At 46.9% G+C, this 21,788-nt stretch carries 14 protein-coding genes; 6 read left to right on the forward strand and 8 right to left on the reverse strand.

What is annotated here, in order from left to right:
- Window position 1 precedes the first annotated feature (1 nt).
- The gene (locus H5647_RS01795; protein WP_045855846.1) at window positions 2-1,294 is read left to right on the forward strand and encodes a GGDEF domain-containing protein; all 1,293 of its coding nucleotides are present in this window, start codon (window positions 2-4) and stop codon (window positions 1,292-1,294) included.
- Window positions 1,291-5,262 (forward strand): EAL domain-containing protein, encoded by a 3,972-nt coding sequence (locus H5647_RS01800; protein WP_052691815.1) that lies wholly within the window; start codon window positions 1,291-1,293, stop codon window positions 5,260-5,262. Before H5647_RS01795 ends, H5647_RS01800 begins: the two co-directional genes overlap by 4 nt.
- A gap of 2 nt (window positions 5,263-5,264) precedes the next feature.
- Here the strand turns inward: H5647_RS01800 and H5647_RS01805 are convergent, their stop codons facing one another.
- The 5 genes from H5647_RS01805 to H5647_RS01825 form a co-directional block, all read right to left on the reverse strand.
- Window positions 5,265-8,387, reverse strand: coding sequence for an efflux RND transporter permease subunit (locus tag H5647_RS01805; protein ID WP_045855848.1), 3,123 nt, complete (start codon window positions 8,385-8,387; stop codon window positions 5,265-5,267).
- Window positions 8,388-8,443: 56 nt separating this feature from the next.
- Window positions 8,444-9,571, reverse strand: a complete 1,128-nt coding sequence (locus H5647_RS01810) for an efflux RND transporter periplasmic adaptor subunit (protein ID WP_045855850.1) — start codon at window positions 9,569-9,571, stop codon at window positions 8,444-8,446.
- Between the two features lie 146 nt (window positions 9,572-9,717).
- A complete protein-coding gene (locus H5647_RS01815) occupies window positions 9,718-11,094 on the reverse strand; it encodes a glycoside hydrolase 5 family protein (protein WP_052691816.1) in 1,377 nt (458 codons plus the stop codon).
- A gap of 40 nt (window positions 11,095-11,134) precedes the next feature.
- Window positions 11,135-12,328: an AGE family epimerase/isomerase gene (locus tag H5647_RS01820; RefSeq protein ID WP_045855852.1), complete on the reverse strand. Its 1,194-nt coding sequence runs from the start codon at window positions 12,326-12,328 to the stop codon at window positions 11,135-11,137.
- A gap of 7 nt (window positions 12,329-12,335) precedes the next feature.
- Entirely contained in the window at window positions 12,336-13,517 is a 1,182-nt protein-coding gene (locus H5647_RS01825; RefSeq protein WP_045855855.1) for a glycoside hydrolase family 130 protein, read from the reverse strand.
- Between the two features lie 585 nt (window positions 13,518-14,102).
- Between H5647_RS01825 and H5647_RS01830 the strand changes: the two genes are divergently transcribed.
- Window positions 14,103-15,104, forward strand: coding sequence for a LacI family DNA-binding transcriptional regulator (locus tag H5647_RS01830; RefSeq protein WP_045855857.1), 1,002 nt, complete (start codon window positions 14,103-14,105; stop codon window positions 15,102-15,104).
- Window positions 15,105-15,113: 9 nt separating this feature from the next.
- Here the strand turns inward: H5647_RS01830 and H5647_RS01835 are convergent, their stop codons facing one another.
- The gene (locus tag H5647_RS01835; RefSeq protein WP_045855859.1) at window positions 15,114-16,277 is read right to left on the reverse strand and encodes an AGE family epimerase/isomerase; all 1,164 of its coding nucleotides are present in this window, start codon (window positions 16,275-16,277) and stop codon (window positions 15,114-15,116) included.
- A 142-nt stretch (window positions 16,278-16,419) separates the two neighbouring features.
- On the opposite strand from H5647_RS01835, the gene H5647_RS01840 reads away from it, so the two are divergent.
- Entirely contained in the window at window positions 16,420-16,962 is a 543-nt protein-coding gene (locus tag H5647_RS01840) for a porin family protein (RefSeq protein ID WP_045855860.1), read from the forward strand.
- A gap of 87 nt (window positions 16,963-17,049) precedes the next feature.
- Here H5647_RS01840 and H5647_RS01845 read toward each other — a convergent pair whose 3' ends face one another.
- On the reverse strand, window positions 17,050-17,505 hold the full coding sequence (locus H5647_RS01845) for a hypothetical protein (RefSeq protein WP_045855862.1): 456 nt from the start codon (window positions 17,503-17,505) through the stop codon (window positions 17,050-17,052).
- A 54-nt stretch (window positions 17,506-17,559) separates the two neighbouring features.
- A complete protein-coding gene (thiI, locus tag H5647_RS01850) occupies window positions 17,560-19,029 on the reverse strand; it encodes a tRNA uracil 4-sulfurtransferase ThiI (protein WP_045855863.1) in 1,470 nt (489 codons plus the stop codon).
- A gap of 355 nt (window positions 19,030-19,384) precedes the next feature.
- On the opposite strand from thiI, the gene glnA reads away from it, so the two are divergent.
- The gene (gene glnA / locus H5647_RS01855; RefSeq protein WP_045855864.1) at window positions 19,385-20,791 is read left to right on the forward strand and encodes a glutamate--ammonia ligase; all 1,407 of its coding nucleotides are present in this window, start codon (window positions 19,385-19,387) and stop codon (window positions 20,789-20,791) included.
- Between the two features lie 163 nt (window positions 20,792-20,954).
- On the forward strand, window positions 20,955-21,548 hold the full coding sequence (locus H5647_RS01860; RefSeq protein ID WP_236074739.1) for a DUF4124 domain-containing protein: 594 nt from the start codon (window positions 20,955-20,957) through the stop codon (window positions 21,546-21,548).
- The last annotated feature ends 240 nt before the right edge of the window (window positions 21,549-21,788 follow it).

Genomic DNA, 21,788 nt, shown 5'->3' on the forward strand with positions numbered 1-21,788 from the left:
CATGAAAATCAAAACATATGACTCACTAAAACTTATAGCCTTATTGCTCACAATTACAGTAATCGCAGGGCATTACTACCTGCCAGCCAAGCGCTCACTCATCCATCCAGCACCCCATACCGCTGAACGTCTCTACGGCTTTAATAGCCCTTTGTCCGGGCTCTCAGCCACTTGGATAGACAAACAATTACATTACTGGCGCTGTGACTATCTAGCCGACCATAATTTTGGTTGCGGCTACTCCATCTATTGGGATTCCAACTTTTTTAGTGGTATCGACATTTCAGCATACGACAGTATCGAATACGCTATTCGCTATGAGGGGCCGGGCACTAGAATTCGTTTCTATATGCGCAATGCCCACGCAGACTACGCTGAAAAAGGTGATGGTTCGACTACGAAATATATGGCCATGACGGTGCGTACGCAAGAGATACACAATGGGCCGGTAACCCTTAATCTATCAGAATTTAATGTTGCCGACTGGTGGTTAAAAGAGCGTGATTATCGACGCCAATGGGCCAATACTGAGTTCAGCAACATCACCGAAATAGGTGTAGACCAAACACAAAAAGGCACCCATAAAACGTATGTAGATAAAATCACATTAGTTGGAAAGTGGATTAATACCGAATGGTTATTATTGGGTACTGTCGGTTTTTGGCTGGTTATATTTGTGCTTGAAGGCTTGTGGCGCCTTTACAGAGTTTATCGAACAACCCTCCATATTAAATCCGTTGTGAACGAACTCATTGCCAATCAATTAAGCTTAGAGCACGAAAAAGACAACCTGCAAACGCTCTATGTTACAGACCCTTTAACCGGAATACACAATCGCGCGGGCATAACTGAGGTCATTCACTCTCATCACCTCAAGCATCCCGAAAAAACGCTTGGGCTTATGCTATTGGATCTCGACCATTTTAAAGACATCAATGATACTTATGGTCACGATATAGGTGATCAAGTACTAAAAACGTTTGCGACGGAAACAACAAAACGGTTACATAAAATCAGCACGGTCGCACGCTGGGGAGGGGAAGAGTTTATTATTGTAACCCCTATTAACAATCATAAACTCGCTAGAGAACGTTTAACCTTTTTTGCAGACAATATTCGAAGCGGGGTAGAGAAATATACGTTCGAACTTGATGTCACAATAAAATTGACCGTCAGCATGGGCCTTACTCTTTTAGATCCCGGAGAGAATTTTGAGGCCGCGCTAAAACGTACCGACAGAGCGCTCTATAATGCAAAATCTAATGGGCGAAACCGAGTGGAATACTTAGAGTGAGCATTAAGCTAGCGCTCATATTACTTCTCCAATCGGTACTATGTTTAAATGCCGAGGCCTCCGCACAAACAATCCACTCTAACGCCTCATTCTTATCCCCTTATAAAGTACACCCGCTTTACCTCGAAGATGATCCCGCCGCTGACTACACTTTTTCCACTATTCGCGACCAACAGGGGTTTCTATGGATTGCAACGGACAACGGCCTTAAACGATACGACGGTTATCAACTGAGAACCTTTTCAAATAGCCCAAACGATACAACCTCTATTGGCAGTAAAACCGTAACGTCCCTACACGTATTACGCAACGGCCAACTTTGGGCGGGCGGCACCAATTTAAATCGCTACAACGCATCTCTCGAAATATTTTCACGCTTTAACATAACCAACGACACCCTTATTCGCAGCCTTCATGAAACCGTTGACGGCATGCTTTGGCTGGGCGGCGACGGGTTCGGTTTAATTCAATTCGATCCAACACGAGAAATCGTTCTAAATACGTTTTTCGAAAACAGTATTCTAGGCGATATCCAACATATACTACCGCACAGCCTAGAGCATCAGCTATGGATCGCGTCGAGCGGCGGGCTGTTTATTTTCAATACTCAAACATACGCCATAACCAATCTCCCGTTGCCACTCACGTTTAACGCGGGCCAGAAAACCATTCGCGGTATGTCCGAAGATCAAAAAGGCAACGTCTGGATCGCCACTCAACAAGGCTTAATTCGCCTCGACAGTGACACCTACGCCGTTAAGCATTACACCGCAAACGCCACAGAAGCGGGCGGCCTTAAAACAAATAAGTTATCCAGTATTTTTCACGACTCTCGCGGCCGAATTTGGATAGGCACGGACAAACAGGGCGTGCATCGGTACAACCCCGAAAGTGATGATTTCTTGCACATTCCCGCGTCGATCTCGCCAAAATATACGTTTCCCAAAGCATCAATAGAGGCTATATACGAAGACAAAGATGGCTCACTTTGGTTTAGCGTTGGGCCTTATGGCGTTCATCGTATTAGTAAACAATTCGAAACTTTCTCGATTCTTCAGCACTCTCCCGGCGTTGCACACTCTCTTAGCTTTAATAATGTAACCGATTTACTTGAGGATCAACACGGCGACATCTGGATTGGCACCGCAGGACAAGGCTTAGATCGCTACAACCCCCTTACCCGAAAATTTCAGCACTACACTGTAGAACCACGCAATAATAATTCATTAAGCGATAACTCCATTTTGTCCCTCGCGGAAGATACCGCTGGCAACATTTGGATTGGCACGGAAAAAGGAGGGCTTAATCGCCTTACCCCGAGTACCGGCGAAATACTGCGCATTCAACGCAACCCGTCTACAGACAGTACCCAAACGTTAGCCAGTAATACTGTAGGTCACATTAGCGTTGTCGCCAACGATCAATTATTACTGGGTGTTTGGCCTCTTGGGCTACAAATTTACAATACGGCAACCGGCCGCTTTACCGATTTTTTAAAACAAAAAACAGCCACACCTGGGGATATTAATAATTACCTCATTCACGATATCGTCAATGATAACAATAAGCGCTACTGGATAGCGGGAACCCGTGGCCTTGAATTATTTGATACCACAACACAACAATTTTCTGCAATTGATTTAACGGGAACAGGTTCGCCTATCCAACCCAGCGTTTATGACTTGCACGAGGGGCAAGATAGCGTGCTGTGGCTCGCCTCACATTCAAACCTTATTCGCTATAGCACCTTTACTGAGCAAATTGAATTCTACAATACCGAAAATGGCCTAAGTGACGATTTGGTAATGTCGATAGAAGAGGATCATCGCGGCCACCTATGGCTTGGCACTCGATTCGGATTAAATCGCTTTCACCCTGGTTCATCCGAATTTCTCACATTCACAAAGACCGATGGTTTAGCGGGTTCTCAGTTTAATCTGTTTAGCCATTTAAGAGCTCAAGATGGATCACTCTATTTCGGTGGCACAGAGGGCATTAGTTTTTTCAACCCGGCTCAGCTTATCAGCAATGAGTTTGCCCCCAACATCCACATAACCGAATTTGAACTTTTTCAAAATACGATTGCCCCCCATAAAAATGAACTTTTACCCCAATCCATTATTGAAACGCAACAGCTCACGCTAAAGCATAACCAGAACGATCTTACGTTTGGTTTTTCTGCCTTAAATTTTATTTTCCCTGCAAATAATCACTATCAGTATCGGCTAAAAGGTTTAGAACAAAACTGGGTCGACGCGAATAGCCGACAACGACGGGTACGCTACACCAACCTTTCACCAGGAGATTACATTTTCCAAGTGCTAGGCTCTAATAATGACGGAATGTGGGCAGGGCGGGCGCGAGAGATATCGATTACTATTTTGCCTGCATGGTGGCAAACATGGTGGACAAAAGCGATCGCCGCTAGCGTCATTCTATTATGCATGTATTTATTCAGCTACTGGCGCTTGCGCTCTAACCGTATACGCGAACGTGAACTAACCTCGATTGTTAACGAGAAAACAGCCGAACTAAAACAAGCCAATCGCGCTGTATTACTCTCGAACGCCGAATTGGAACAGCGCGTAAAGCACCGCACACGAGAACTCTCTATCGAAATTGAAGAGCGAAAAGTCTCAGAAGCAAAATCTCGTCACATTGCCTATCACGACACTCTCACTGAATTGCCAAACCGCAGTTGGTTAATCAAGCATTTAAAAGCGTTAATTAAGAGCTCCCACAAAAACAATCACAAATTTGCTCTTTTATTTTTAGGCGGAGATCGATTCAAACAGATCAATGATAACTATGGTTATATGGTTGGCGATAAATTACTTGTGGAGTCGGCCTATAGAATTGGGAAACTATTATCCACCCGACACCATATCACGCGCGTTGGTAGCGATGAGTTCGCAATTGTTATTGACGCTATCGACGACGACGACACCTTGCTCACGCTCACCCACCATGTACTCAATGAGTTTGACAAGCCTTTTAAACTCGACGAAGTAAAACTTAATTTTTACGTGAGTATTGGTATTTTAGTCTGTTCGTCCGAGTATTCTCACCCCGATCAAATATTCCGAAACGCGAACATTGCGCTGCGAAAGGCTAAGGAGATTGGGCGCGGTACCTATCAAATGTTTGACTCAAAAATGCTGGAGCAAACATTAGAGATAGCCGAATTGGAATCGGATCTAAAAAGCGCCTTATATCGTGACCAGTTTCGTGTTGTGTTTCAGCCAATTATCACTATCGAGACGGGCGCCATCAGCTGTTTCGAAATATTATTGCGTTGGGAGCACCCCTCTCGCGGTTTAGTGCCACCCGTTAAGTTCATTCCTATCGCTGAAACACTCGGTACGATTTTTTCGATCGGACAGTGGGTCTTCGAACAGGCCTGCGAACAGATAAAAACGTGGGACACCCATCCTCTCATATCACAACAACCGATGCTTGCTGTTAATCTTTCGCCCATACAGCTAAGCGATCCCGAGTTTTTAAATCGGGTGGACACCGTACTGGGAAAAACCGGCATCGATCCCTCTCGAGTAAAGTTTGAAATAACAGAATCGGCCATCATGGAGAATACAAAAACAGTCGATAGCTTGTTAGAAGCGCTAAGAGCTAAAGGTATAGAGCTCGCCATTGACGATTTTGGGACAGGGTACTCTTCGCTAAGTTATCTCGATAAGTTACCGGTCCAGCAACTTAAAATAGACCGTTCATTTATCAACGCATTAACGGAAGAAAAGACCGAGCAAGACAGCGCACACGAAATTGTAAGGGCCACGATTTCGTTAGCCCACAACTTAAACATGAGTGTTGTCGCAGAAGGAATTGAAAATCAAGAGCAGCTGAAGGCGCTTGCATCCCACGGCTGCGATTATGGTCAGGGCTACTTAATCGCCAAGCCACTCTCAGCCGAGGGTGCAACAACCTATATGCTTCAAAAAGAAGCACAATAAACTTAGCCTGTAATCAAGACTGCGTCATCCACAGACGATTTTGCTAGCTTATCCAAAGTGCCCTTGTGGTCTTTGGCAAACAGCATATAAATCGAAGGAACTACAAATAACGTAAACAACGTACCAATAGCCATGCCCCCCACCAACACCAACCCAATGGAGTTTCTTGCCTCTGCTCCTGCACCAGTTACCAACACCAAGGGAAAGTGGCCGGCAACCGTAGCAACCGTTGTCATTAAAATAGGACGTAACCGCGTAGACGCTGACTCACGAACAGCTGCCAATTTGTGCAAACCCTGCTCTTGCATCTTGTTCGCGAATTCAACCAGCAATATCCCGTTTTTAGCCACAAGACCAATTAGCGTGACCAAGCCAACCTGTGAATATATGTTGAGTGATGTCGTAAAGCTATCCGTCCAGAAAAACATTCCTGGCACCGGAAATTTCAAGAAGGTAAATATAGACGCACCAAACATAGCCAAAGGTACCGAGCCAGCCAGAATAACAAACGGATCACGAAAGCTATTAAATTGGGCTGCAAGCACCAGGAAAATAAGTAGTAATGCTAAAAGAAAAGCGCCTACAAATTTGTTACCTTCTCGGCGCAACTGCCTCGACTCACCGGTGTAATCTACCATGTAGTCGCTGGGTAAGATCGCCGCAGCTTCCGTCTCTAAAAAGCTGAGCGCGGCATCAAGAGATTGGGTTGATACCCCACTAATCTTCACCGCGTTTAGCTGTTGAAAACGATTCAGAGAGCGGGGAACCGTATGCTGTTTAATTTCAGCTACTGTACTTAAAGGGATCAGCTTGCCTTCTGGGCCGGTGATAAAGATATTTTTAAGCTGCTCGGTGCTCAAACGCTCGCTGCGCTTTAACTGAGGTATCACGCGATAACTTCGACCACCGATGTTAAAGCGATTAACATAGCCGCCACCCAACATCACCCCAACGTCTGCACCCACTTGTTGTAGGCTTAAGCCTAAGTCGGCAACCTTATCCCTATCGATCACTAACTCAGCTTCCGGTACATCGACTTTAGTATCGATTTGAGGAGGAAAAGCGAAGATCCCACTTTGCGCAGCTTTTTGTTGCAGCTGTTCTGCGTACTTTAGAATATCTTCTGTCTCAGCTGTTGAGGCAATAACAAATTCGACGGGAAAGTTACCCCCTCCTGGCAGCGCAGGTGGTGTAAGGGCGAAGGTATTGATACCACCAATTTGCATTAAGCTTGCACTGACTTCAGGCATCACCTCGAACACACTGCGATCACGTTTCTCCCACGGGTCTAATATCAAGCCTCCCATGCCACCATCGGGAAAGGTCAATTGAAACGTAAACTCCCCTTCCGGTACAGCCAATAGCTTTTCGTTGACTTTGTTCGCGTAGATGCGCGACTGATCTATCGTGCTACTTGAGGCGCCCTCCGTCATCACAAATACAATGCCTTGATCTTCCGTGGGCGCCAGTTCCTTATTCGGTGACGCATAGAACATATAGAGCGCAAGCACGCTTAACACACCCCACACCATGTACACCGCACCACGAGCATTCAGCGTCACGTCGAGAAAACGCAAGTAACCCCGCTGTAGTTTATGGAACGCTTCGGCGGCAACATGTGCAAAGCCTTCGTCTTCAATCCCTTCTTTTAGAAGCTTTGAGGACATCATAGGCGAGAGTGTTAATGCCACTACACCCGAGATCATTACCGCACCTGCCAAGGTAAAGGCAAATTCACGGAACAGCGAGCCCGTTAACCCTCCTTGCAAGCCAATCGGTAAATATACCGCCACAAGTGTGATCGTCATGGCGATCACAGGCCCAACCAATTCTCGCGCGCCAAGAATCGCCGCCTGCATAGGCGACTGCCCCTCGCTAATATGACGCTCGACGTTTTCTACAATCACAATGGCATCGTCAACGACTAGCCCTACGGAAAGTACAATGGCCAATAGTGTGAGTAAATTTAGACTGAAACCGAAAAGCTGCATTAAGAAAATTGCGCCAATCAGTGAAATGGGTATTGCCAATACGGGGATAATTACGGAGCGGATAGAGCCTAAAAACAAAAAGATAATCACTACAACTATGAGCAGTGTCTCGCTTAACGTTTTTACCACTTCTGCAATTGAGCTTTCAATATATTCCGTTGCGTCGTAGCCTATCTCGGCACTAAGCCCTTTTGGCAGCCCTTCACGCAACGCCTCGAGCTCTGCACGCACCAACTTCATCACATCTAACGTGTTGGCATTGGGCATTGGCCACACACCCATAAAGGTTGTGGTTTGGCCTGAGTGACGCACTTCGTCATCGTAACTTTCCGACCCTAACGACACATCCGACACGTCGCTAAGGCGCACCAATGCGCCATTTTCTGCACGCAGGACGAGATCGCGAAATTCTTGCACCGTATTTAAATCGGTATTGGCCGAAAGGTTCACCTGCATATAGGAGCCTTTCGTACTGCCTAGGGCCGCAAGGTAATTATTTGCCGATAAAGCTTGCCGAATCTGTACGGGCGTTATGCCATAGGCGGCCATTCTATCTGGCTTCAACCAGATACGCATCGCGTAGGTACGCGCACCCAACACGTCCGCACGCTGCACACCCTCAAGTGCAGACAACCTTGGCTGCACCACCCTTACAAGGTAATCGGTAATTTGGTTGGGCTCGAGAATGTCTGAACGAAAACTCAAATAGGCAGCAGCAAAAACACTATCCGCCGATTGAACATTAATAATAGGGACTTCAGCTTCGGGCGGTAGATCACCACGCACCTGATTAACTTTTGACGTGATTTCAGACAGCGCCTTGATGGGGTCGTAATTCAACTCCAATTGCACACTTATCGTGGACATACTTTGCCCACTTTGCGACGTAATATAGTCGATGCCATCGGCACCGGAAATAGCGCGCTCGAGAGGTGTGGTAATAAACCCCCTCACCAGCTGGGCGTTAGCCCCTATATAGGCGGTATTTACGGTAATAACCGCATTGTCATTACGGGGGTACTGGCGAATGGTCAATGAACTTATTGCCTGTATTCCGGCAATAATAATAATCAAATTAACCACAAGCGCTAGTACGGGTCGTTTTACAAAGATATCAGTAAAAGCAGATTTCATAGTTCAGCCTGTATAAGAATTCGGTCGTAAGAAGTCTGTTATGAACGAAAATAGAATCACGAATCTTCTGGATTCGGATGCAGACTAAACGTTGGCTGCGCCTCATTATTCACAACAACTTCAGCGCCGTTACGTAATTTAAAGACGCCCGTGCTCACTACGTTATCGCCGAGCACAACACCCGCCTCTATCGCAACGTAATCGCCTCGCGTGTGGCCCAAGCGAACAAATTGTTGCCGTGCAACAAGCTTTTTATCAGCACCATCTTCGCTTTCTTCTTCTACAACGACAAAAACGGAATCGCCAAAGGTCGCAAACGAAACAGCGGTTACTGGTACGACCAACACAGGTTCGGCTTCCGGTAGCACGACCGTTACCTTCGCATACATTCCTGGCAATAACGTGTGGTCGGTATTAGCTAAACTCGCCTGTACTCGCACGCTTCGCGTTACAGGGTCGATTTCAGGGTTGATGGCCGATATTACGCCAGTAAAATCTTTCCCCGGTACAGCATCACTTTCGATTCGCACACTATAATCCAATGCCAACTTGGACAGCTCACGTTGCGGCAACGAGAAATTGACGTAAATAGGGTCGACCGCTTGCAGCGACACAATGGCGCCACCCCTACCCAAATCCGAGCCAACATTGATTAATCGGATACCTAAACGACCCGCAAATGGGGCTTTAACCGTTTTTTTGGCGATAGCGGTACGAATATTATCCGCCTGCGCCACGGCCTCTTTGTAGCGAGCGTCGGCGATATCAAACTCTGACTTTGAGGAGACTTTCTTCACCAACAACGCATGTGTTCGATCAAGCTGCGTTTTAGCCAAGGCAGCGCTCGCTTCAGCGGCTCTTAGCTGTGCCAGCTCAGAAGAAACATCTTGGCGTATTAATACATCACCGGCTTGCACTTCCGCGCCAGCCGTAAACAAAATTTCGGTAACTCGACCAGGGCTGTCGGCAGTGACGACAACACCTTGCTCTGCTTCTAGGGTGCCAACGGTATTCAATGTTTGCTCCCACTGCTGCTGTTGCACTGACATCGCAGAAATAACGGTGGGCGGCATGACCATACTCTCACTCATGCCAATTAAATTCATAATCTGTAGCGCTTTGATGGCAGCAATAACTAATACCACGCTCAACAATCCACCAATGGCGACCCAATACTTTTTCATAGACACAATTCCCAGTTATTTGTGTGCGAAGCTCGCAAGTATAAACGGTTGTTTGATCAATTAAAGTCAGCCTTCCGATCATTAGCAATAAAAAGAAAAAAGGCCGCATAAGCGGCCAATTTTCTTTTTATTAACACATGCAAACTCTAACGCGCCCGAATCTCTTCGTAATGCGCTTTGATAATGCCTAAGGTCGAAGCATCCGAAGCAAAAACTGAATTCAACCCTTGAGGCTCTTGCGGAGGATCGCCCACAAACGTTTTGTCGCCAGTGCGCCAAACAGCGTCATCATGCATTGCTTTACCAAAGCCACCCCACGCCCAGAAATTTGACCCTATAAAAGGACCGCCGGTATGAACGTTATGAGTAATTTTAGAAAATATAAATGCATAGAACTGATCACGGTAATGCGTTGTGGACTCAGGTGAAAACGCACCTAAATCTCGCTCCAAGCCGAACTCCTCTAACACCAACGGCATATTGAGTTGCTCAGCTAACTTAATATGATGATCGATATACTCGTTAGCATTTTTAAAAGCGCTGCCAAACGTAGATTCTGGATCTTGCACATCAAACCAGCCCCAGTTTTTTGGCCACATATGGAAGGTTGCGTAATCAACGTCGTTATCGCTATGGGCCGCCAAGAAACACTCATCCAATTCCAAACAGCCTCGAATACCTTCACTTCCAACGGAAACCAGCTGATTCGGCGCATGCTTTTTAATCAAAGACGCAGTGTTACGAATCCAGTCATAGTAATACGGTAAATTAGGAAGGCTAGCTTCGCCGTTTCCTGCGCGCGGCTCATTCGCCAACTGCCAAGACATAATGGTGGGATCATCTTTATAAAGCTCACCAGTGACAGTGTTGCGACGCTCAAGCAACAACGAAATATAATTGTGATACAGCTCAACAGCAGCTTCGTTTTTGTAGAATTCAGCAGAGAATAGAGCAAATGCTGGCCACGGGTGCTCTGGATCACCGAGATTAATAAACTCGCCACCATTCACCCAGCTCAGGTAAGTGACCATTCCACCAGACCATTCCCAAAAATTATTCAGGAAGATCACGGCCTTCATATTACGCTTAGCCATTTCTGCCAATGTAAAATCAAGCCCAACCAGGATATCTTCACGCTCAATTTCGCCCTTATACATAATGGCAGGGCTCACAGAATTATCGAGCGGTGAGCGCTCTGAAGCGCCTAAGATTCGAAGGTTAGTGATGCCACTATCGTTAAGGAAATCTAATTCATTCAATAATCGGCTTCGATCGCCTATATCGTCCTCTTCGGAGCCAATATAGGGCGCAAACCACATGTTGGTGCCAACATAACTGTAAGGCAGCCCATCAACATAAAACTGCTTACCCACTACGCTTACAAATGGACTATTCGGCACGGCAGCAGCCTCACCCTCGTCTGAAGCCTGTTCAGTTGATGGAGAACACGCCGAAAATAAAAACACAGCACATGTAACAGACAGCAGCCTAGCCGCATGCTTTATTAGGTGTATACGCTTCATTGAAACCCCTTAGTTATTCTTCTTTTAACGCTACGCAGCGCTAGCTTGCCATGCGCGCAAACAACTTACACACTTCCATCATCGCCCTACCGTTATGGTATGGGGCTTTCCAAAAACCAATTTTGCAATCGCCCACGTGCGGTGAATCCAGTGTAGATAGCCAATGCCATTCGCCATGTTCGTTATCTTTCTGATACGTTTTAACAAATGACCAAGCATTTTGAAAGGCGTCAAGGTAGGCGCTGTCATCAGTAAGATGGTAAGCATTCAAGAAACCAACCATGGCCTCTGCTTGCACCCACCATACGCGCTCGTCTAATAATACATCCGATTCAAAATTGTAAGCATCCAGAACTTCACCATGACGACCAACGCCGTGCTGCAAAATGGTATTGGCCATGTTCAAAATTAGCGGCTTAAAGTGAGCCAACAAATCTTCATCGCCCACCGCCTCAACGGCCTCCCATAATAACCAGCTCGCCTCGATATCATGCCCATACGATATAGACGTGGACATATCACTCCAGTCCATAGATTGGAACATACGTAAGTGATAACTTTGCTTGTTAATAATGCGCTCATCAAAATACATCAAGCATCGTTTAATGGCCTTGGCCACGACATCGGACGGCTGTGCAATATAGAGAGCCGTGTAGCCCTCTAGTATATGAAGATGGGTATTCATCGATTTAGGCGAATTAAGATCTTTGTCACTCAACCGCATGTCGTCCAGCGGCGACCAATCCCGCGCGAACGCTTCTAGGTAACCACCATTAACGTCATCGTGCGCTCGAGTTTCAATTAACTCAAATAACGTCATCGCCTGAGCGAGCACGTCTTTCGATTGCGTTAACTTGTAATAAGCGCTCAATCCGTAGATTGAAAACGCCTGTGCATATATTTGCTTCCGGTCATTTACACAGGTACCGGTTACATCTAACGCCCAGTAAACACCGCCTTGCTCTTGATCGAAAAAATGCTTGACCAAATAATCGTAGGCTCTATCAGCAGCCAATTTGTATTGTTCATTACCCGAAAATAAAGCAGCTTCACTAAAAAACCACAATATTCGGCTATTAAGAATAATACCTTTATCAGCCTCTAACTGAGGAATGTTATCGACGCTAATCTCGCCAACAAACCCGCCGTGCTTTTCATCTAACGTATTCTCCAACCACCAATTGGCGATGTGGTGAAGCTCGGCCCGAAATTCCGCAACTTGGTGTTCACTCATAACGACCTCAAAGATCCAATTTTTTCAAAATATCCAAATTTGCCGCAATTAACGTATTACGCGTTTGCACAGATGCAGCAGAACGTAACTTATCTTCTGGGGTATTCATGGCATAGTCAACAAGCTGATCGATAGACGATGTTGCAACATGCATACGGGTATCGGAGGAAGCATAATAAATAAAGACGTCATTATTTTCGTTAACTATCCAGCCATTCGCGAACACAACATTCGATACATCACCCACTCGCTCTTCTCCGCGAGGCGCAATAAAGTGGCCGCCAGGACGGTGACTAATAACCCAAGGACGCTCAAGCTCTGTCATAAAGACATACAATACATAACGTAAACCAGCAGCGGTATTACGCACACCGTGCGCTAAATGTAACCAACCCTTATCTGTTTTAAGGGGGGCTGGGCCTTGGCCGTTTTTCACTTCTTTGATGGTATGGTAATACTTACCATCAACAATAACTTCTTCTTTGATTTCTGCATTTTCCATGCTGTCGGAAAGGCCCCAGCCTATACCTCCACCACTACCGACACTGATAAAACCATCTTGTGGGCGAGTATAAAGGGCATACTTGCCATCAACAAATTCTGGATGCAATACAACATTACGTTGCTGGCCCGAATAAGTCACGAGATCCGGTAAACGCTCCCACGTCACTAAATCTTTTGTTCGTACAATACCGCACTGTGCTTCAGCGGCCGTTGTGTCATTCGGTTGCGTTTCATCTTTACGCTCGGTACAGAACAAACCGTATATATAGCCATCTTCATGGCGTACCAAACGCATGTCATAAACGTTGGTATCCGGACGATCTGTTTCAGGCAGCGTAATGGGGTAATCCCAAAAACGGAAGTTATCAATGCCATTGTCGCTTTCAGCGATGGAAAAGAACGATTTTCGATCATCGCCCTCTACACGGACGGCCAATATATACTTACCTTCGTGAAGAAGCGCACCGGAGTTGAATGCAGCATTCACCCCCAAACGCTCCAACAGCATTGGATTAGTTTTCTCGTTTAAGTCGTAACGCCAGTGGATAGGCGCGTGATCTGCGGTTAATACCGGATGCTGCCAGCGCTGATAAACACCATTTGAAACAGCGGGTTTATTCTCACGTGTCACTAGCGCTTCGTGCGCCCCAATCTTTTGTTTGAGAATGGATTTAAATTCACTCATTCGGTATAAACCTCAGTTATTGCTCGAAATTAATAGAGCCAGTCATTGGCGATATTGCGTCCATGAGATTAGGGAAAGGCCGTTCTGGATGCGACGCAACTAATCCAGCTACTTTTTTTGGGACACAGTATATACGAATCGAGCCCCTCACACGTAAATGTCGCGCAAGAGAGCTACCCTATTCTGAAATACTCATACCCCTAAACATTCACTCTTCCCATCACCGCTATAGTGCGGCAAAGCCCCTAACCACGGAACCTGAGAACCATTCGGCCACAAGCGCTCCAAAATAAAGGCGGTAAAATGTAATCGGTTACAAGGCAAACGTCAAGTGATGTTTTGAGCGCCAAGATTAAAGGGACGATTACCCTTCTAAAATCCGCCTTAAGCGGCACAATGAAACAAAATGTAACGCGTTACATTTTGTAATGTTCAATGAAAATCGCGAAAAATCTTCAAATAACGTGAAAAAAGCATGATATATATGCCAGAATGCTCGACACAAATGTAATAAGCTGTCAAAACCTCTGTAACACTTGCAGACGTTTCAAACGGCACTTACCGCACACCATTAGCTGAGTCATCATGTCAAACATCAGAGAAGTTGCGCGCATAGCAGGCGTTTCGGTCGCTACCGTCTCCCGAGCGCTGAGCCACCCCGAAAAGGTTTCCGAGTCTAGCAAGCTGCGAGTAAAGAACGCGATAGAGCAAGTTAACTACCGGCCTAATATGCTGGCCAGAAACTTTCGCTCTGCACGCTCCTACTCACTGGTAGTGTTAGTCCCCGACATATCCAACCCCTTTTTTGCGCAAGTTATCCGGAGTATTGAGTTACAAGCCCAGAAAAAAGGTTACTCGGTTTTACTTGGCGACACTCAAGACTCCAATGTTCGCGAACAAGAATACATTAGGCTTGTGGAAACACGCCTTTCTGACGGTATCATTCAGCTACGCCCCATGTCCGACCACTTTCACGAAACCAATACGTTTAACTTCCCCTATTTGCACCTTTGCGCGACAGAAAGCTCGCCGGGACCGTGCATTCGCGTCGATAATGTCGCGGGTTTCGAACACATGATCGACTACCTTATTTCCCTAGGACATAGGCGTATCGGCCTGATCACAGGGCTAAAAGGTAATCCTCATACCATTGACCGCTTCAAAGGCTACAAACAAGCGTTAGAAAAGGCTGGTATTGCGTTTGACGATAACCTCGTTGCAGAGGGAGAGTACGTTATCTGGTCTGGCGTTAATGCCGCCGCTGAATTGTGTAAACTACACAATCGCCCAACCGCCATTGCTTGTATGAACGACGAAATGGCCATTGGCGCTATTCAAGCGGTTAAAACACACGGGCTGCGCGTGCCGGAAGATATTTCTATCACCGGGTTCGATGATATTAGCTACGCGCGCTATTGCGACCCGCCCTTAACTACAATAGCCCAACCCTCAATGGATATGGGCACTATCGCAGTCGACATGCTATTACGCATGATCGACGGCGAATCGCTTAGCGACGACAAACACGTACTGCCTTACGACTTTATTGTGCGCAAGAGCACAACGACCGTCGAAGTCGAAGTCTAAGGCAATAGCCTATACCTCTTTGGCCTGTCGACGCACGTAGCCATCCAACTCGACTATCGCCATTAGCAGGTGATACAAAATGCTCGCCTGAGCCGTATCACCCACAACAACGCTATCGGCATCGAGCTGGTCAACATACAAACCCGCATGCTCATCACTAATATAGGCGTCCATTAGTGTATTTAAAGCCGCCAGAGCGGTAGCCTTCGCCCCCTCAATGCCAGCCTCAGCTTGCACTAAGCTCGCTTTAATTAATTCAGTCATAGCCCAGCTACGCTTATCACCATTGATAACGTCGCCCGTAGGGCTTACGGCGTCCACAAGAATGCCGTCATGTGCCATACCGTCTACCAAACCTTTTTCATACATAACATCGGTAAAGTACGACACATCGTGACCACTGACGCGCTCGTACCAGCGCAGCAACCAAACCCACTCCATCATATGGCCCGGCTCGATAATGTCAGCATCGTCATTATCTAACAGCGTCCAATCATGGTTAAAAAATTCGCGCAGCACACCAAATTTTGCATCGAAAAACTGTGTTTCGAACAAACCAAAAATCTCACCCGCACGCGCCAACCACTTAGCATCACCTGTTGCATCGTAAAGCGACAATAGCGCTTCAAACATATGCATATGAGGGTTTTGGCGTCGCCTATCGGTATCGTAGTCGCCTTCCAGCCATCCACCACCCACTTGACCCAACTCACTGTCTAGAAAGGCCATTATGTCATTCGCACTTTTTATAGCGGCCTCATCGCCAAACGCTTTGAAGCGTGCCGCGCAAGACAATAAAAAGAAGGCGTGATCGTAAAGGTCTCGTTTTCCATCTGCTACGGTGTAGTCTGCAGCCAAAACATGGACATAGCCTTGTCCACTAGGGTGCCGGCCATTGGTTTCGGAAAAAGCCGAAATACCGTCAACAATCGATTTGCTTAGCGCGCTATCCATCCAACCTTCAACGCTCGCAATCGAAAACACAAACATTTGCCGTGCCTGTACTCGCATGCGCGCATTGGCTTTTTCATCGATAACACCATTCACTAAAAAGCGCTCATAAGCCGCCCCATTCTTCGCGTTAATGCCGTCGCTCGCCCAACGTGGCAACGCTTGATCCTTCATCCAACCTACCCATCTAACCGCCGCATCACGTAAATCAGTGTCTGACATATCTAACCTCTTAATAATTTGGTATACCTGCCGGCGCGAATAGTGGAGGAAATCCCTTCAATCTTCAACATTTGCGCGACAAGCACTAACGCAGTGTGGTTCTATTCGCTAGAATAATAAAAAATCAATTGGAGACTCGACCATGAGGATGTTCATTTTAGCTGCCTTTTCACTTTTAACGCTGTCTGCCCATGCCGACAAGCTAGACGGTTTTTACGCCGGCGCAGCACTAGACTTTATTGATAGCAATGCCAAGGATGCCGAAGATAACCCCGTCGATTTCCGCGCAATAGAGTTTACCGGCGGCTACAAATATAACGGCTGGGTCGGCGGCGAACTTCGCGTTGGCTTAGGCTTTTCGGGTGAGTCTTTTGCGTCCGAAGGCGATGATACTATCAGTGAGATAAATGTGGAAATCGACCACTTCGAAAGCCTGTATTATCGCATCGAGGCAGCCAACGCTACCGCCAAACTCTACGGCCTTATAGGCTATAGCAATATACAAATGAGCAGCACACTAGGCGATATATCAGAAAGTGCCTCTGAGTCTGGCGCCTCATACGGCGCGGGCGTAAGCTTCGCAATCTATGAGAATGCCAACCTAAACTTTGAGTATCGCCAACTTATCAATACTGGCGACAGCGAATTTACCGTTATTAATCTGGGTTTCGACTACCGCTTCTAGCGTTCCCTATTAGCCTAGATCAAAAAGAAAAAGGTTGCTTAGAAGGCAACCTTTTTTCAACAATACCGACACCACCCCCACAAATCTTTATCGTGGCCAACCAAAAAGGTTGGTATCATTCCCCGTCACGGGGCTCACCTTTTGCTCTTTATCTTCATAAGACTCGTACTTCGATATTCGCCCACTACTCGACCGAACAAAACAGTTAACGTAATGCAACGACAAGCCGGGCAGCTGCTTTGCTGCTGGCGTCTCTACCTTTAAAAAAATTTTATACACGAATTCACGCTGATCGAATCGAGAAGAGTGGTCGTCAACCTCCAACGTACGAAGGTCATCACCAAAGGCCTTTACCGCATAGTCTCGACAGGTCAAAACCGCATCGGTAAAGGTAATATTTTGATAACCGCGCCCCTCTGAAGAACCCAGCAACCCTCCAAGCCGCCCACTCACTGCTAGCGTTAAGAATACAGACGCCAGAATAATAACAGCGGCAACTATTATGACAATTTTATTCTGTTTTTGTATCGAGGCGCGACTCATAAACGACAACCGGTAGTCGGCACTAGAACGATTACCGACGCGCCAAAGCGCAATTTAAAAAGGTTTTTGCAAAGGCCGGAAAACGCCTACATTTCGCACACCTTGGTCATACAAGTGTGCGGCATGCAAGTTACTCATCACCCCTTTCTCACAGTAAAGTAGATACCGGTGAGACGGCTCAAGTTTAGGGAACTCACTTCCTAAACGATAAAATGGAATGTGAAGGCACTGACCAACGGGCAGCATCAACGCTTTCATTTCAGACTCGCTCGGATGACGGATATCAATAACCACATCATTGCCGCCCAGCTCGGCAACCTCTTCCATCTGGAAGTCAGTTTCTTTCAAATCGTCTATTACGGCGTCTATCGGTTGCATGCGCGTATCCGCAATGGCTTTATCCAGTATAGCCATATCGAAATCATTTTCTTGCACAACAACGCTTGATCGCTTCACTTTCGCCGATGGCCGAACAGAAATAACGCCACAGTACTCAGGAATACTGGCTGAAAAATCTTCCGCGCCTATCGCGCGCGATAGCTTAATAATCTCCGGTTTATCCATCACTATCAATGGACGCAAAATCAACCGGTCACTCACTTCATCAATTACGGAGAGATTGGGTATCGTCTGGCTCGACACCTGCGCTATAGCTTCACCGGTCACCAGCGCCTGCACTTCGCCTCTTTCGGCAATTTTATCGGCAGCACGCAACATCATGCGTTTAAGTACAACCCCCATATTAGACGGGTCTATTTTGGTTAAAATCTCAGCCACAACATCTTCAAACGGAACGGTAAAAAAGCGTACGCGATGGCTAGAGGAATACCGGCTCCACAAGTAGTAGGCAATTTCTTTTACCCCCAGCTCATGCTGCTTGCCTCCTAGATTAAAGAAACAATAATGAGTGCGCATACCTCGTCGCATCATCATATAGCTGGCAACCGTCGAATCGAACCCGCCGGAAACCAAAGACAGCACCGCATCTTGCGTTCCCATTGGGAACCCACCTAATCCTGCATATTTACGTGCTATCAAATAACAAAGCTCGTCTTTAATTTCCAGGCTAACCGTAATATCAGGGTTCTTTAATTTCACCCCAAGAGCATCGGTATGCTGATTCAGCCCTCCGCCCACATAGCGCTCAGCCTCTATTGAGGAAAACTCATGGATACCCGTCCGCTTGACGCGCACACAGAAAGTTTTGCCCGCGAGCTCTTCTGCCCACGACGCTTGCGCTAATTCGTATATGTCGTGAAGCGTCTTGAAGGAGTGTGCACGCACCAGCGAAAAATTCGCGATGCCCGGCGTTCGGCCTAACAGATCAACAAATTGCGATTCCAAATGAGGCACATTTTCGGGTGCTCGGACCTCAATGCGATCCCAATCCTGCACCACTTTAGCCTCAGGGTGCAGACGCTTTGCGAGCAACCGCAAGTTATCGGTGAGTTGACGCGTCCAACGCTTACGCACTGGATGGCTCTTTATCGTAATCTCTGAAAATAAACGTACTGTAAAAATCATGGAACAAATGACCGACAAGCTACAAAAAATCGAGGTTGAGAGTATAATGAGCCGCTACTTCGCCGCAGCCCCGCACAGTTTGAGGCTGTTTTGGTGCAGTATCATAATAACGCACCATTATTGTGCTTAATTCCGCAACAATATTGCTCACCCTTACACCATAGCCCCATGTTATCGGAGCTTGGCGTGTGTGAACATTATGGCACACAAATTGCGATTCACGACCAACTCAATCTTTCGCTTGCGCGAGATTGTCCGCTGTATTGCGGTCGTGTCGAAGCGTTAGAAAAAAACAGTTTTTACACCTGTCCTTTCAATAACAAAGTGGCTTGGGCCATGACTCTGGAGGAATCACATGTCAGAGCAGACTCTGAATCTGATCAAAGAAAATGAAGTTCGCTGGGTTGACCTGCGTTTTACCGACACAAAAGGTAAAGAACAACACGTTACCATCCCTTCTTCTTATGTAGACGAAGAATTCTTCGAGACCGGGCAAATGTTCGACGGCTCCTCAATCGCCGGCTGGAAAGGAATTAACGAATCAGACATGATTCTTATGCCTGATGACAGCACATCCCTTCTTGACCCGTTCACTGATGAAGCGACCATCATCTTACGCTGTGACATCGTAGAGCCATCTACCGGAGAAGGTTACGAACGTGATCCACGCTCTGTTGCTAAGCGCGCTGAAGCCTACTTGGCCTCAACCGGTTTGGGCGATGCAGCCTACTTCGGCCCAGAGCCAGAATTCTTCGTATTTGACGAAGTTAAATTCGGTCAGGACATGAGCGGTAGCTTTGTCAAAATCAACTCTGAAGAAGCAGCATGGTCTTCAGGCTCTAAGTTTGATGAAGGTAACATGGGCCACCGCCCACGCGTTAAAGGCGGCTACTTCCCAGTACCACCGGTTGACTCACTGCACGACATTCGTGGCGCAATGTGTAACGCCATGCAGCAAATGGGCTTAGACGTTGAAGTCCATCACCACGAAGTTGCCACTGCTGGCCAGTGTGAAATCGGTGTTAGATTCAACACGCTAGTTAAGAAAGCTGATGAAACTCAGATTCTTAAGTACTGCGTTCATAACGTTGCTCACGCATACGGCAAAACGGCTACTTTTATGCCTAAGCCTGTTGTTGGCGATAACGGTTCTGGTATGCATTGCCATCAATCGTACTGGAAAGACGGCGTTAACCAATTCGCTGGAGACGGCTATGCCGGCCTTAGCGAAACCGCGCTATTCTATATTGGCGGTATTATCAAGCATGCTAAAGCGCTTAACGCTTTCACCAACCCAGGAACAAACTCTTATAAGCGTTTGATTCCAGGTTTTGAAGCACCCGTTATGCTCGCTTACTCTGCACGCAACCGTTCTGCATCTATCCGCATTCCGTATGTTGCCTCTCCTAAAGGTAAGCGTATTGAAGCACGCTTCCCAGACCCCATTGCCAACCCATACTTAGCGTTCGCCGCTATGCTAATGGCCGGCCTTGACGGCGTTAAAAACAAGATCCACCCCGGTGAAGCCGCCGATAAAGACTTGTACGACTTGCCGAAAGAAGAAGCCGATGCAATCCCACAAGTATGTGGCAGCTTGCGTGAAGCCTTGGAATGCCTTGCGGCTGACCATGAGTTCTTGACCGCTGGCGGCGTCTTTACTGACGACATGATCGAAGCTTACATCGACCTGAAAATGGAAGAAGTTCACCGCGTTGAGCACACCACTCACCCTGTTGAGTTCGACCTGTATTACTCTGTATAAGTTTTATTTTTTATAAAACACCAAAGGCCCGACCCACTAAGCTGGTCGGGCCTTTTCTTACGCATCCCGCACCCATTTTCCTTGCCCTTAATCGTCGTTGCTTTTCCATCGCCCAACAACGCGCTATGGTTGCGCAAACCATCCCATACCCTAGGCCTTTCCCATGTTCCTATTCGCGCCGTTAAAGCCATCAGCCAAACGCCTTATGTTCATACACTTGCTTTTACCTTTTGCGCTGACGCACGCCATAAAAAGCTGGGCCGATCAAATTTATAAACATGTTGACCAGTATGGCAATGTTACCTATTCCGACGAGCCTCCAACATCTTCCGCACAAGCGCTGGAACTAAAGCCCTTAAATACAACACCTGCGACCCGTGCTAAACCCACACCTTCTGCACAACCCTCTCTCGCTCCTGAACCTACACCAGAAACCGCAACGCACTACAATCTGCGCATGATGTCCCCAAAAAGCGATAGCCGATTCGGCCCAGCAGAAAAATCGCTGACCGTTATCTTGTTAACCAACCGCAAACTACAAGAGAACCACTTTTTTCAAGTTAGCATTGACGGCAAAGTGCATGGCGCTGCCACAAAATCCAATAGCGTCAACATTGAACTCACACGTAGCCTACAAGGACGGCGCGCCTTGTCAGCAGCTATTGTTGACGATAGCAACAGCGTTATTGAAAGCACCCCAACCAATACTGCCTATATTATTCGCCCGCCCATAAAACCCAAGCTTCCCCCACGCTAATCCAGCGCACCGCACAATATTAGTGCATAATAACCCGCAAACAGAACGGGCCTGCTCCAAGCAAGGTCGTTTTTTTTGGGGTGCCCCCTCAAGCACACCCATACTGGTGCTCCGCCTGCTTCATCACAATACAGCGTTCCTAGAAAACACTCGCTGATGAACATCTCTGAAACACCACAATTACACGCCAATCAGAGGGAAACGCTCTTTCTATAGTAACGGTGCGTGCTCTAAACCACC

This window comes from Teredinibacter purpureus (genome assembly GCF_014217335.1).
Taxonomy (GTDB): domain Bacteria; phylum Pseudomonadota; class Gammaproteobacteria; order Pseudomonadales; family Cellvibrionaceae; genus Teredinibacter; species Teredinibacter purpureus.